This window comes from Geofilum rubicundum JCM 15548, assembly GCF_000974365.1.
Classification (GTDB): Bacteria; Bacteroidota; Bacteroidia; order Bacteroidales; family Marinilabiliaceae; genus Geofilum; species Geofilum rubicundum.
Genome location: NZ_BAZW01000030.1, coordinates 20,226 through 35,140 on the forward strand (window position 1 = coordinate 20,226; position 14,915 = coordinate 35,140).

Consider the following 14,915-nt stretch of genomic DNA (forward strand, 5'->3'; position numbering starts at 1 on the left):
TCTCCTTTTTTAAATGAAACAATTTCAGTCTTTATGGCGTGAAAATCGTGCCATAAAATCCAGCTGCTTATCGTTTTTTTCTTAAAATTAGACCCTGCCTTTTGAAGGCCTCCGCTTCTGGCCGCATTGGGTGATTTCTCATGTAAAGGCCCCAAGGGCTTTCTCCCGTTTGTGTTTTTCTTTTCAAAGGGTCTGAGTTTGCTGACCCGTTTATGCAACACAGTGGGGAAAAGCTTCTACATGGCGCTGTTGTTTTCCGTTATTAAGAAACCAAGGATGGTCTTGTCCACAATCACGAAGCCTTTTATGGCGTCAGCTTTTTTCTCAAAAGTTGTGCGTTTATGGCAACGGCCACTGTGCTAAGGCTCATGAGTATGGCGCCGACAGCCGGGTTGATCATGATGCCTGCCCAGAAAAGGACACCGGCACCCAAAGGCAAGGCCACTACGTTATAAGCTGTGGCGTAAATAAGGTTTTGGATCATCTTTTTGTAGGTGGCTTTTCCGAAATTGATCAGTTTTACGACATCCGCCGGATCGCTGTCAACCAGAATAATGTCTGCGGTTTCTGCCGCTACATCGGTTCCGGAACCAATGGCTATGCCCACGTTGGCTTGTGCCAGAGCCGGGGCATCATTGATGCCATCGCCAACCATGGCAACAAACAATCCTTTGTTTTGCAATTCTTTGATTTTATCCTGCTTTTTGTCGGGCATGACATTGGCAAAATAGCCATCCAGATTCAGCTTTGAAGCGATGCTTTTGGTAACGGTTTCATTGTCGCCGGTCAGGATGTAGCATTGAATCTCCATTTCTTTCAATTTATCTACGGCCTCTTTGGCTGATTCACGCAGCGTATCGCTAAGTGCGATAAATCCGGTAGCCTCGTCATCCACCAATAGGTAAACAAGGGTTTCCGTCTCATCGGGTTTTTCAAGTTGGTCCACTTTGATGTTGTTTTTTTCGAGGTAGGCCGGACTAACAATCTTGATGTCTTTTCCATTTACGGTGCCTTTAATTCCTTCACCGGTTAAATTTTCTACGTTTTTGGCGTCGGGAATCTCTATTCCCTCATCGTTGGCTTTCGCTACAATTCCCTGTGCAATGGGGTGCTCGGATTCTTTTTCCAGAGCTGAGGCCCACTGGAGTATATCCTTTTTGTCATTTTTAGAATGGAGGTTGTCATAACGGGATACGCCATATTTGCCCAGAGTAAGGGTCCCTGTTTTATCAAAGACGACGGCATTGATTTTACGGGAATTTTCGAAGCTGGTGCGATTGCGTATCAATAGTCCGTTATTGGCTGAGGCGGACGTTGATATCGCAACGACCAATGGAATGGCCAATCCCAGAGCATGCGGACAGGCAATGACCATGACGGTCACCATGCGTGTGAGGGCAAAATTGAATTCCCGGCCTACCAGGAGCCATACCGTTAGGGTGATAAAACCTGTGGTAATGGCAATGATGGTCAGCCAAAAGGCAGCCCGGTCGCCCAGATGCTGTGTTTTTGATTTTTCTTTACTTGCTTTTTGCACCATATCTACCACTTTCGACAGATAGGAATTTTCCTGGGTGTTTTTGACTTTTATTTTTAAGGAACTGCTTCCATTCACCGACCCGGCCACCACTTCATCGTCTGTTGCCTTTTCAACGGGTTTTGATTCTCCAGTTATAACGGATTCGTCCACCGAGGATGTTCCTTCGTAGATAATCCCGTCCGCTGGAATTTTTTCGCCGGGCTTTATCAGCAATTGGTCCCCCTCTTGAATCTGGTCGGTTTTAATATCTTCTGTGCCTGAATCATTGATGCGGTGGGCGTTGTCAGGAATGAGTGCCATCAGTTTATCCAGGGCGCCTGAGGCGCGCATGACCGATTTCATTTCCAGCCAATGGCCAGCCAGCATGACCACAATCAGAGTGGCCAACTCCCAGAAAAACGGTTGGCCGGATAAACCAAATACGATGGCTGAACTATAGAGAAAGGTTACGGTGATGGCCATCGCAATGAGGGTCATCATCCCGGGTTGCTTTTTCCCGATCTCTTTGGTGAAACCTTTTAAAAAGGGCCATCCACCGTAGAAAAACAGGCCAGTTGCCAGTGCCAATACCACATAGTTTCGACCAGTGAAATCCAACTCATACCCAAACCAACCTTGTATGGTACTGCTGAGCAACAAAACAGGTAGGGTGATGAACAGGGATATAAAAAACCGCTGCTTGAAATCCTGCACCATGTGGCTGTGATGATTTTCATGGTCGTGGTCATGGTCGTGTTCCTGACTGTGCGCCTTCTCTTGGTCCTTTTTGTGCGCATCTGCGTCATGATGCCTGTTGTCCTCAGCTTTGTCTTTTTTGTGATGCGCTTTCATCGATGAATGTTTTTGGAATGAACAAATCAAATGACCTTTCGCAATGGCAAAAGAGCCGCCATTATTAAGCAATGGCTTGATTTTGGTTAACGGTATTAAAAAACACACGCTTGAAGCGTTTTTATGCCCCTGACTTCATACTGTGGGTGGCAGGTCCGTAATACAGTTCAGCGGCTTCCATAATCGTTTCAGAAAAAGTAGGGTGGGGGTGAATGGTCAGTTCCAGGTCTTTGGCAGTAGCCCCCATTTCTATGGCCAGGGTGGCTTCGGCCACCAGGGTGCCCGCTCTTTTGCCGGCAAATTCAGCACCGAGCAGGCGGTCGTTTTCCGGGTCAATGATGAGTTTGGTCAGGCCCTGTTTGATGCCTTGGGTGGCGGCCCGGCCCGAAGCATTCCAGGGAAAAGTCACTATTTTAACTTCGCGTTTCTCCTCTTTGGCCTTGGCCTCTGTCAGTCCGACCCATGCCAGTCCCGTATACACCACAGCCGGAATGGCCTTGGGCTCATAGGCCGTCTTTAGTCCGGCCACATGCTCCGCGGCGACCCTGCCTTCATGGGTGGCTTTATGGGCCAACAAGGGTGCACCGGTGACGTCGCCCACAGCATAAATGTGATCCCTGTTGGTTTGGCGGAATTCATTGACCTGAATGAAGCCTTTCTGCCCCAATTCAATACCTGCAGCTTCCAGTCCCAGATTTTGCGTGTTGGGAGTTTGGCCAACTGCTACCAGTATTTTATCAAAGTTTTTACTGGTTTTTTGGCCTTCTTTGTTTTTATAGGTGGCCTTGAGGCGTTTGCCTTTCTTGCCGACTTCAACCACTTTTGTGTTGAAATGGGCGTTTTTCAATAAGGTCTGTCTTTCTTTTTGAAATACTTTGGCCAGGTCGCGGGACATGCCGGGTAATATGCCGGATGAGGCTTCTACAATGGTGATTTTGGTGCCCAGAGCCTGATAAATAACACTCATTTCCAAACCAATGTATCCTGCACCAACTACCAGCATCTGTTTTGGGGCCTCTTTGAGTTGTAAGGCGGATCCGGCATCGAGTATTTTTTTGTGATCGAATTTGGCCTCAGGCAATTCATTGGCATGCGACCCGGTGGCAATGATGGCCTTGTCGAAAGTCAGACTGGATTTGTTTTTATCAGCATCGGTGAGTTCCAGTGTATGGCTGTCGGTAATGGTGGCAACGGCTCTCACATAGTTTATTTTGCGTGCCTTTGTCAACTGTCCCAGTCCTTTGGTCAGTTTCCCCACCACTTGATCCTTCCATTTGGAGAGTTGGTTGATATCCACAGAAGCATTGTCAAAGTGAAGCCCAAATTCTTTGGCCTTCTCGGACTCTTCCTTAACATCGGCAAAATGCAGCAAGGCTTTGGTAGGGATACACCCTTCGTATAAACAAATCCCACCCGGGTTTTCTCTGGGGTCTATTAAGGTGACTTTTAAGCCAAGATCGGCTGCATGAAATGCGGCTGCATAGCCTCCGGGGCCGGCACCAATAATGGCTAATTGCGTTTTTTTCTTTTTATCTGTCATAGTTGGTCTCCTTATAATAATGTCAGTAAGGGGTTCTCCAGAGCCTCACAAAACCACCTTAAGAAACGGGCACCTTCAGCCCCATCAATGGCGCGGTGGTCGTAGGACAGGGATAAGGGCAAAATTTGTCTGGGTTGGAATGCTCCATCTATGTATACCGGTTCGGTACGTGCTTGTGAAACACCCAGAATGGCAACATTGGGACTGTATACGATGGGGGTAAAATTGGTGCCGCCGATTCCTCCCAAATTGGAGAGGGCTATGTTACCTCCCTGCAGCTCATCGGGTTTAATTTTTTTGTTCCTGGTTCGTTCTGCCATTTCTCCCAATTCCTGGGATAACTCCAGTATGGATTTTTTATCCACGTCTTTTATCACCGGCACCAGTAGCCCCCTGTCGGTATCCACTGCTACTCCAATATTAAAGTACTTTTTAAGGATGATCTCCTCATTTTTCATGTCCAGACTGGCGTTAAAATTCGGAAAACGTTTGAGTGCCTGCGCCAGAATTTTGAGCAGGATGGCGGTGATGGTCAGCTTGACGCCTTCCTTTTCCCCCTCCTTGCCATACTTATCGAGAAAGGTTTCAAGCTGGCTGATATCTGCCTTATCAAACTGAAATACGTGGGGAATGGTTTGCCAGGAAGCCTGCACATTCTTCGCTATCCGCTTGCGGATACTGTTAAGCGGTTGGCGCTCAATACTACCATATTGGCTGAAGTTGGGCAATGCCTCATCCGCCTGAGCGGATAAGGGATCTTTGGATTTTTGGGCAATCATTTTGGAATAGGACTTGACATCTTCGGCCGATATGCGATCGTGTGGACCGGTTCCTTCTACTTTGTAAATATCGATGCCGAGCTCACGTGCCAAGCGCCTGATGGAAGGGGCAGCGGCCACTTCCTTTTTCTGTGGTGTATCTTCAGCATGCTTTGGTTCCTGTGCTTCTTTTCTGGCATCCGATTCATCATCATCGACATTCTCACTTTTGGTGACCTCCTTATCATCATCCAGATCTGTTGAACCTGAATCATCTTCCGCCTCTACTTCTTCCTCCTCTTCTGCCTCTTTACCTTCCGCTTCCTCTTCCTCAGTTAATGTTTGTCCTTCCTCTTCACTGGCCTTCTTATTACTGGTCTTTTTCTTATTCTTTTCAGCACTTTTCTTTTTGGGCGCATCGTCTTGTTCATCCTCTTCCTGCTCATCACCAACTACCTCTTCACCTTTTTTCTCTTTCTCTTGATCTTCCTCCTCCTCCTTTTCATCAGCGACTTCCTCCTCCTGCTCTTCTTCCTCCTGCTGGTCGCTTTTCTTTTTGGCTTTTGGTTTATCTTTTTCCTGATCCTGATCCTTTTCGTCCTGACTTTCCTCGTCTTCCCCTCCTTCTGTTTCAACAGTGATCACCACCTGACCCACCTTGACTTCGTCTCCCTCGCTCACTTTAATTTCCATAACTTCACCGGCCACATCAGAAGGCAGATCAAAAGCGGCCTTGTCGCTTTCCATCTCAGCAATGGTATCCTCCTTTTTTATTTTATCTCCCTTAGAAACGTGGATGTTTAAAACAACTGCAGAGTCAACGTTGTCTGCTATTTCGGGTAATTTTATTTCCTTTATCATGTCGCAAGTGCTTTTAATGGTTACTTGGGTTGCTCTTTTCGCTGTTTATTTTTAATTGCCTGGCAGCCTGAGCAAGGACTTCCTTTTTCAGCTTTTTATGAATAAATAAGCTGTGTAATGCGGCATAGGCGATGTGCCGGTCGTCCACCTCAAAATAATCGCGTAAGGCCCTGCGGTTATCGCTCCGACCAAATCCATCCGTTCCCAATACCGTCAGTATTCCCGGAAACCAGCGACACACCGTCATGGGAATGGCTTTGACGTAGTCGTGCGCGGCAATGCACAATTCCTCATCGCCTTCAAAACATTCCTGGATGTATGTTTGTCTGGGTTTTTCTTCCGCATTCAAGCGGTTCCACCTTTCAATTTCCCGGGCATCGTCATACAAGGCTTTGTAGCTGGTAACGCTCCAGACATCTGCCCGCACACCGTATTTTTTTTCGAGGATGTCAGCGGCATGCAAGGCTTCGTTCAGGATGGCTCCGCTGCCTAGTAAATGGACTTTAGGGCCTTTACGTTTACGTGTTTTGCGGAATTTATATAGGCCTTTGAGAATGCCTTCTTCAGCGTTCTCGGGCATTTGGGGCATGGTGTATTTTTCATTCAATACGGTCAAGTAGTACATCAGGTCTTCCTGCTCAATAAACATCCGGCGGATGCCTTCCTTCATGATGACCGCCAACTCATAGGCAAAGGCAGGATCATAAGCTCTCAGACTTGGGATGGATAAGGCGGCCAGATGGCTATGGCCATCCTGGTGTTGTAAGCCTTCACCCGCAAGGGTGGTTCTGCCGGCAGTTCCGCCGATCAGGAACCGCGTGCACGGGCATCGGCTGCGGCCCATATGAAATCGCCCACCCGCTGAAAGCCAAACATGGAATAGAAGATGTAGATGGGCACCATGTTGGTTTTAAGCACCGAATAGGCTGTTCCTGCGGCAATAAAGGACGACATACAACCTGCTTCTGAAATGCCTTCTTCCAGAATGGCCCCGTCTTTGGCTTCTTTGTAATAGAGCAGACTATCTCTGTCGACCGGCTCGTAATTTTGACCGGTATGCGCGTATATGCCCACCTGCCGGAAAAGGGCATCCATCCCAAAGGTTCGTGACTCATCCGGCACAATGGGCACAATGTGTTTGCCTATGTTTTTGTCGGCCAGCAACTTGCTCATCAATTGCACCATGGCCATGGTGGTGGCATATTCCCGGTCGCCCGACCCTTCGAGTAATTCCTTGTAAATTTTATTGTCGGGCGCTTTCAATGCTTCGGCATCTTCGTTGCGCATGGGCAAAAAGCCACCTAGTTCGTCGCGCCGCTTTTTAAGGTACCTGATTTCTTCACTGTCCTCAGATGGTTTATAAAAGGGCGCTGATTTGGCTTTTTTATCGGACAGGGGAATGTGAAACCGGTTTCTGAAATCCAGGAGTTCTTCCTCGTTGAGTTTTTTTTGTTGGTGGGTGATGTTTCTGCCTTCACCGGCTTCTCCCAGTCCGTACCCTTTGATGGTCTGCGCCAGTATGACGGTTGGTTTTCCTTTGCTTTCCAGAGCCGCTTTATAGGCATTGAAAACCTTGACGGGATCGTGGCCGCCTCTTTTGAGGTTTTGCAATTGCTCGTCGGAATAGTTCTGAACAAGCTTGAGCAGTTTTTTACTTTTGCCAAAGAAATCTTTGCGGATGTAATCGCCCGATGATACCACATATTTCTGAAACTGCCCGTCGGGCGTTTCATTCATGGCCTTGACCAGTTCTCCCGATTGGTCTTTTTTGAGCAGCGGGTCCCATTCTTTTCCCCAAATGACTTTGATGACATTCCATCCTGCGCCACGAAAGGCCGATTCCAATTCCTGAATAATTTTTCCGTTGCCCCTTACCGGACCATCCAATCGTTGGAGGTTACAGTTGACTACAAAAATGAGGTTGTCGAGTTCTTCCCGACTCGCTACTGTCAGCGCTCCCATCGATTCGGGCTCATCCATTTCTCCGTCACCCAAAAAGGCCCATATTTTCTGATGGCTTTCCTTTTTTAAGCCGCGGTCTTCCATGTACTTGTTAAAGCGGGCCTGGTAAATGGCCAGCATGGGTGCCAGTCCCATGGATACCGTTGGAAATTGCCAGTATCCCGGCATCAACCTTGGATGGGGATAGGAAGATAATCCGCCTCCTTCCCGTAATTCCTGTCTGAAGTTTTTAAGGGCCTCTTCGGTGATGCGACCTTCAAGAAAGGAGCGGGCATAGATACCGGGTGCGGCATGACCTTGGAAATAGATAATATCGGCTTCCTGTCCATTGCTTTCTCCTTTAAAAAAGTGATTGAAGCCCACCTCAAACAGCGTGGTTGCTGAGGCATAAGTTGAAATGTGTCCCCCAATGCCTTCCGATTCCAAGTTGGCCCGGACGACCATGGCCATGGCATTCCAGCGGACCAGACTTTTGAGCCTTTGTTCTATTTCCATGTTACCGGCAAAGGGGATCTCGTCTGCTACTGGTATGGAATTGATGTCGGGGGTGTGACCTGCAATAGCAGAATGGATGCCATGCTCCTGCGCTTTGGCCTGGAGTAGTGACAACAACTCCCGGACACGTTCACTGTCCTCATTTTGAATAATGTATTCGAGTGAATCGAGCCATTCCAGGTTCTCAATTTCGTAAAATTTCTTCTTATCCATAGGATGAGTGGTTTATCCATTTTCTAGTTGTGAGTGAAAGGCTTGTCGGGGGCTTATCTGCAACCATCCTAAATTGTCGAAGCAATTTTCGGATGCTTTATAAATTAAAAAAATCAAGGACCGTAACTATTTGCGACTGATCGTCAAAAACAGCTACAGTCCCCCAATAATCACCCGCCTGGTAACTATAACAGTTTGGCTTCCAGCTTAATTTTTACCGCCTTTAAGGCTTTTGAAACAGGGCAATTTTCCTTGGCATCATTGGCTATCTCCTGAAATTTTTCTGCCTTAACGCCAGGCACCTTGCCGGTGGTTTTTAAGGTGATTTCTGATATTTCAAAGGAATCTCCTGCTTTTACCAGAGTAACTTCAGCGTCTGTTTCAATTTTATCAGGTTCAAATCCTTCTTGTGATAAACCATGGGACAGAGCCATGGAGAAACAACTGGCGTGGGCGGCTGCTATGAGCTCTTCAGGACTGGATGCCTCTTTGTTGTCTTCAAAGCGCGAAGAAAATGAAAGTTTTCCTTTTAATCCGCTGGTCTTTAGTAAGTATTCTCCTTTGCCTTCTGGTAGGTTTCCTTGCCACTTGGCGTGTGCATGATGTTTGCTCATAACTTTATTTTTTTATTTGTTAGATATATTCTTACCTGTCTGGCATTATATTCTAAATTCATGCCAATCGCGGATAGACGGGGAAATACCCCCTAAGGAGGGGATGGTGGGCAGCTAATTCCCCAGGATACCCGGACGGGGTGCGATTTTTTTCAACAGTTTGGCCGATTGCATTTCTCCACAGGAAAAAAACGGGTTGTGTAATTTATTCCACAAAAAGGAGACGGGACAGTTCCTGAATTAAGGAATTGGAAAGTTAAGATGGCTTGCAGGCAGCTATGCATTGTAAGTGATTTGAAGTGTTGGTGGCCTCATCCCGGATACTAAGAGTGATTGCATGGCACAAGAATTGGCCCCATTCAGGTATGAAAAACCTTAAAAATATAAACCAGATTCTTTTCTTTATAGTCATTGTTGCGGCCCTTCTGTATTTTGGGTCCAATTTTTTGATTCCATTTGTCTTTGGTATTTTCTTCGCTACGCTGTTGACCCCTCTTTCAAATTTGATAGAAAGGTTATGGGACAAACGGGTGATTTCTTCTTTTTTGGGAACCTTGGTGGTTTTGGTAGTGGTGGGGGCGTTGCTGTTTGTTTTTGTGCACCAGATCCGACTTTTTGTTTCAGATCTTTCCGCCATTAATGATGAGGTTCAGACCTTGATTAAAAGTCTGCAGAATAAAATCACGGAGACCACCAGTCTCTCTCTTGAGGAACAAATGAATATCTGGCACAGCAGGTCGGAGGGTTTTGTAAGTTCTCTGGAATCGGGGCTGACCAGTTTCCTGGAGAACACGCTTAATACTACGGCCGGTTTCTTTCTGGTTCTGGTCTATGTTTTCCTGCTCTTGTATTACAGAAATAAAATTTTTGAATCCATATTGATGTATGTAAAGAAGAAAAACAAAGAGGAGGCTAAAGAGGTGCTGAAGGGAATCAGTCATGTTGTTTACCACTACTTGTGGGGAAGGATCAAGGTTATGAGCATTTTGGCGGTCATGTACTATATTACGTTTTTAATTTTTGATATTCCCTATGCACTCATGCTGACTATTTTTGGTGCGCTGGTGACCATTATTCCTTACTTGGGACCATTTATCAGTGGTGTGATTCCCATTCTTTTCTCTTTCATTTATTTGGATAATGTGCAAATGGCCCTATTGTTTTCCGTCATCATTGTAATTGAGCAATTGATTGAAAGCTATGTATTGGAGCCGCTAATCATAGGTCACGAAGTAAAAATGAATCCCCTTATAGTCATCATTGCGATTGTATTGGGGAGTGCGATTTGGGGACTGGCCGGTATGATTCTTTTTGTCCCCATTTTTGCCATGATTGGTATTATTTCTAATCATACAGCTGAGCTAAGACCTGTTGGATATTTATTTGGAAACTCAAAGAAATCCGTTTGAGGTATGGTGCAGGGTTTAAAATGTAGTACCAGCGCATGAAAGTTGGCTTGAAAACAATAATGATTCAAAAACCATAAATAGATGGAAAGAAGCGACAACTCCATGAATACTTCCGCCCCCGACTCGGATATCATAAAGAATGCCTACCTGATTTCTTTTGAGGAATTATCAGAGCGTTTAGCAACGAATAGGGAACAAGGTCTTTCGGAGGAGGAGGCCAAAGACCGCCTCGATAAGTTCGGCCGAAACAAACTTAAAGAGCATAACAAAAGAGGAGTTTGGCAAATTCTCCTATCTCAGATTTTAAATCCGGTTATTTATTTGTTGGCTGGTGCTTCGGTACTCGCCTTTGTTTTCGACAACATTGCCGAGGGGATTGCCATTGTTATTGTACTTTTAATCAATACCCTTATAGGGTTTTGGATGGAATACAAGGCTGAAAAGTCGATGGATGCTCTTAAACAAATGGATAAGGTGAGGAGCCGGTTGTTGCGCAATGGGGAAGAGAAGGATGTAGATGCAGAGGAAATAGTCCCGGGTGATATCCTTATTTTGGATTCCGGTGATTTAATTCCTGCCGACGCCAGAGTTTTTCATTCGACCGAATTGGCTGTGGATGAATCGCCGCTTACCGGCGAGTCTATTCCTGTTAACAAAACAACGGATGCGCTGGATGAGGAAAAAAGTTTAGGTGACCGGACCAATATCTTGTACAAGGGAACGGCTATCACCAATGGCTTTGGAAAAGCCATTGTATATGGAACAGGAATGGATACGGAACTTGGAAGTATCTCGGATTTGGTAGGGGGAGAGGAGAAGGACCAAATTCCCTTAAACAGGAAACTCAACCGGCTTGTAAATAATCTGATATGGGTCACGCTCGGTCTGGCTGTTGCCTTTACGCTTTTTGGACTTCTGGCCGGAAGAGATATCTACCAACTGATTCAAACCTCTATTGCCTGGACGATTGCCGCCATTCCGGAAGGTCTTCCCATTGTTGCCAGTATCGCGCTTGCCAGAGGAATGATAAAGCTGGCCAGAAAAAATGTTGTTGTAAAAAAGTTGGAAGCGGTAGAAACCTTGGGTGAAACAACGGTGATTTTTACCGATAAAACAGGCACGCTTACCCGAAATAAGCTGAGTGTTAAATCTCTTTTGTTTCCCAACGATCAAAGAATAGAGGTTGAAATCAACAAGAAGGATTCAGCCACTTCTGAGGATGATGATGCAGATTATTCCGACGGGAGTAATTTTCGGCACTTTATGAAAATTTTTGTTTTGGCCAATGATGCCACCTTAGGCGAAAGTGAAAATGAAGGTGAGGAAGACAAGGGGAAGAAAGAGAAGGGGGAGGTACAAGATAAGGACGATGGCGATCCTCTGGAAATAGCCTTGCTCCAATACGTCAAAAACGTGAACAGTGATTGGTATCAGGAATTTCAACAATTGGAAAGAAAGCGCCACGACCCTTTTGATTCGGATGACATGGTTATGGGAGCGGTATATGCCATTGATCAGGGATTCTATGTTGCTGGTAAAGGTGCTGCGCAAGCCATATTGAAACGATCTTCTAAAATTCTTATCGATGGAGAAGTCAAGGATTTTGACGATGAAGAGAAAGAGACGTGGATGAAGAAGAACGATGATATGGCCGGAGAAGGCCTGCGTGTATTGGCATGTGGTTATAAGGAAAGAGAGGAGTTGCCAGCTGACAATGAGGAGGAGGAGTTTTTGCAGGACTTAATTTTTGTGGGATTGGTTGGATTTATTGATCCGCCGCGAAAGGAAGTATCCGATGCCATTGCCATCTGTAAAAAAGCCGGGATTAAAGTGGTCATGGTGACTGGTGACCATCCCGGAACTGCCAGGAATGTAGGGGAGGAGATTGAATTGTTTGATGGTTCGGAAGCCCATCAAAACACGACACTTTCTGGCGATGAATTGCAGCAAGCACTGGATAGTGACGATGATGAGAAACTCATTCATACCTCTATTTTTTCCAGGGTAAGTCCGTCCCAGAAATTGAGTTTGATTGAGCATTTTCAGAGAAAGGGCGAAATTGCAGCCATGACCGGTGATGGCGTCAATGATTCACCTGCGCTTAAGAAAGCGAACATTGGCATTGCCATGGGTAAAAGAGGAACGCAAATTGCCCAGGAGGTATCCGATATGGTGCTTAAAGATGATGCGTTCGGCTCAATTGTCGGGGCCATTGAACACGGACGAATTATTTTTGGAAACATCCGAAAATTTATTATCTATCAGTTATCTTACCATTTAAGTGAAATATTGATCATTGCCCTGATAGCTTTTACTCTTTTTACGCTACCGTTGTTGCCCTTACAGCTGCTGTTTCTCAATTTGCTGTCTGATGTATTTCCAGCACTGGCTCTGGGTATCGGAGTGGGCGATAAGGAGATTATGCTCAAACCGCCCAAAAATCCGGATGAACCCATTCTGAATAAAAAGAGTTGGATTCAAATAGGATTGTACGCAGTTATTTTAATGATCAGCATAGCGGGAGGGTACTACTATGCGCATTTCGTCTGGGGAGAATCCGACGAAGTAACCAACAATATTGCCTTTTTTAGTCTGGCCATTGCTCAATTGTTACATGTGTTTAATATGCGGGATGCCACAGAGAAGGTTTTTATGAATCAGGTTACCAGAAACAAATATGTCTGGATGGCCCTGGCTCTTTGTTTCGTTACACTGTTTGCGGCCTATTCTATCCCGGATATTGCAGAGGTGTTGTCATTTGAAAAACTGGAGCTGCGTGCATGGGGACTTATCGCTGTAACCAGCCTGCTTCCAGTGGTGGTCATCCAATTCATTAAGCTCTTATCAAAAAAGAATATTTGACAATGGAATTCAGGTGGGACTGTTTTTTTGTCCTTCTTGTTGGTTGGGAGACGCAAAGGTTGAATTTTAAGCTACAGTAGATGTGGAAAACTTTCTACATGTGACGACTTTTTGAGGCAGTTGCGTAGTGTTTACTCTATCCATCGCTTTTCCTGTTTTTGTTCATTTGATGTTGAAAATTGTGTTTTGTATTGATAGTCAAAGGTGTGAGTTTTAATCAGCGTGTCAAAATGTTCAATAATAAAAATCCCGACATTTTTTCGGTATAATTATTGGCCTATAAATAGCGTGATTATGCTGAACGGCATCATTTGTATAAACTTAATTTATTAATTAATTAATTTAAAAGGAAGTATTATGGATAAGTTAGAAATAAAAGGAAACTGGAATCAGATTAAGGGTCAACTCAAGCAAAAGTATGCTGATTTGACCGACGATGATTTAATGTTTGCCGAGGGCCAGTCAGATGAACTTCTTGGAAGACTTCAGGAAAAGACCGGTAAAACACGTGAGGAATTGGTGAAAGAAATCAATTCTCTATAGTTTGAGGGCTTAGAAAAAAAAAGACCTTTTCGGATACTCCGAAAAGGTCTTTTTTTTGGTGAAAAGTAGAATTTAAGGAGCTTTTAGATGGTCTCCTGATCGTTTTTCTCACTTAATTTATCAATCAGATTGTATTTGGCCTGTCTGGTTTTCCAGCGCTCACGGGCGAATTTTTGCATGTCGGTGATGGTGTCTTTTTCATCTACAATCTCCAAACCTAAAAGTGTTTCGATGACGTCTTCCATGGTGACAATTCCGTCTACACCTCCATATTCATCTACAATAAGGGCAATATGCTCTTTTTTATCCAGAAGCTTTTCCCACAATAAAAATAAAGTGACAGAGTCGGGAACCACCAACATTTCACGCTTGATATCTTTTAATCGCAATCGGTGTTTTTCTTCGGCCAAATTCTCGAAGACGGTTTGTCTAAAAACGTAACCGGTTATGTTCTCATCATTGCCTGAATAAACAGGGATTCTTGAAAATTTAAGGTATTCCTTGTCGTTTAAAAAATCTCTTAAGAATACATTCTCATCGGCCACAGCTACCACCACTCTTGGTGTCATGATATCTGTAACCTTTACATTTTTGAGCTTGAGTATGTTTTGGATGATTTTGTTTTCTTTATCGGTAAATAATCCCTCTTCTGCACCAATGCTGGCCAAAGCAGCAATTTCCTCTCTGCTGGTCGATTGTTCTGTTTCGTTTTTTGAAAACATTTTTGTTACTATGGCCGACAAAAACACAAGCGGGTAGGTAAGGGCAATCATTATTTTAATGGTGTAATAGGAAAAGGCCGTCAGTTTTCTCCAGTATCTGGCACCCATCGTTTTTGGAATTATTTCCGTTATTACCAGAATTAGAATGGTAAGGATGGCCGATACCAGGCCGAAATAGGCTTCACCAAAAACCTTAACGGCTTGAGCGCCAACTCCGGCAGCCCCAATTGTGTGTGCCACAGTGTTTAATGATAGTATGGCTGATAAGGGCTTGTCAATATTTGTCTTCAGGTTAATGAACGGTTTTGCCCAGCTATTGCCGCTTTCATGCTTTACCATCAAATAAGATTGTGGGGTAGAAAGAAGAACTGACTCCATTATGGAACAAATGAAGGAAACAAATAGGGCCAGAAATAAATAGGAAATTAGAGCAACCATTTTTTCTTGCAAATATACGGTTTTGTTTTACTTGACCTATATGTTACCCGTGTTCTATCCAAACCAGGATTTATCTCAATGGTTTCTGGTCAGGGTTTTTCGCTTCCATTGTTCATTCATTTGAATG

At 44.9% G+C, this 14,915-nt stretch carries 9 protein-coding genes and 1 pseudogene; 3 read left to right on the plus strand and 7 right to left on the minus strand.

Going from position 1 to position 14,915, the window contains the following annotated elements; translation table 11 throughout:
• Positions 1 to 304: 304 nt before the first annotated feature.
• The 6 genes and pseudogenes from JCM15548_RS13085 to JCM15548_RS13105 form a co-directional block, all read right to left on the minus strand.
• A complete protein-coding gene (locus JCM15548_RS13085) occupies positions 305 to 2,371 on the minus strand; it encodes a copper-translocating P-type ATPase (RefSeq protein ID WP_062126167.1) in 2,067 nt (688 codons plus the stop codon).
• A gap of 121 nt (positions 2,372 to 2,492) precedes the next feature.
• Entirely contained in the window at positions 2,493 to 3,911 is a 1,419-nt protein-coding gene (gene lpdA, locus JCM15548_RS13090; RefSeq protein WP_062126170.1) for a dihydrolipoyl dehydrogenase, read from the minus strand.
• An 11-nt stretch (positions 3,912 to 3,922) separates the two neighbouring features.
• Entirely contained in the window at positions 3,923 to 5,530 is a 1,608-nt protein-coding gene (locus JCM15548_RS13095) for a dihydrolipoamide acetyltransferase family protein (protein ID WP_062126175.1), read from the minus strand.
• 13 nt (positions 5,531 to 5,543) lie between these two features.
• The gene (locus JCM15548_RS26375; RefSeq protein WP_369403704.1) at positions 5,544 to 6,200 is read right to left on the minus strand and encodes a transketolase-like TK C-terminal-containing protein; all 657 of its coding nucleotides are present in this window, start codon (positions 6,198 to 6,200) and stop codon (positions 5,544 to 5,546) included.
• A pseudogene (aceE, locus tag JCM15548_RS13100) lies at positions 6,174 to 8,200 on the minus strand (pyruvate dehydrogenase (acetyl-transferring), homodimeric type); the annotation flags it as partial. The gene JCM15548_RS26375 and the pseudogene aceE, both read right to left, overlap by 27 nt.
• Positions 8,201 to 8,385: 185 nt before the next feature.
• A complete protein-coding gene (locus tag JCM15548_RS13105) occupies positions 8,386 to 8,814 on the minus strand; it encodes an OsmC family protein (RefSeq protein ID WP_062126179.1) in 429 nt (142 codons plus the stop codon).
• 365 nt (positions 8,815 to 9,179) lie between these two features.
• Between JCM15548_RS13105 and JCM15548_RS13110 the strand changes: the two genes are divergently transcribed.
• From JCM15548_RS13110 to JCM15548_RS13120, 3 genes are all read left to right on the plus strand, one after another.
• A complete protein-coding gene (locus JCM15548_RS13110) occupies positions 9,180 to 10,223 on the plus strand; it encodes an AI-2E family transporter (RefSeq protein ID WP_062126182.1) in 1,044 nt (347 codons plus the stop codon).
• Positions 10,224 to 10,304: 81 nt separating this feature from the next.
• On the plus strand, positions 10,305 to 13,085 hold the full coding sequence (locus JCM15548_RS13115) for a cation-translocating P-type ATPase (RefSeq protein WP_062126184.1): 2,781 nt from the start codon (positions 10,305 to 10,307) through the stop codon (positions 13,083 to 13,085).
• A gap of 357 nt (positions 13,086 to 13,442) precedes the next feature.
• Complete coding sequence (locus JCM15548_RS13120; RefSeq protein ID WP_062126187.1) at positions 13,443 to 13,628, plus strand: CsbD family protein; 186 nt, start codon at positions 13,443 to 13,445, stop codon at positions 13,626 to 13,628.
• An 83-nt stretch (positions 13,629 to 13,711) separates the two neighbouring features.
• Here JCM15548_RS13120 and JCM15548_RS13125 read toward each other — a convergent pair whose 3' ends face one another.
• Entirely contained in the window at positions 13,712 to 14,788 is a 1,077-nt protein-coding gene (locus JCM15548_RS13125) for a CNNM domain-containing protein (protein ID WP_062126217.1), read from the minus strand.
• Positions 14,789 to 14,915 lie beyond the last annotated feature (127 nt).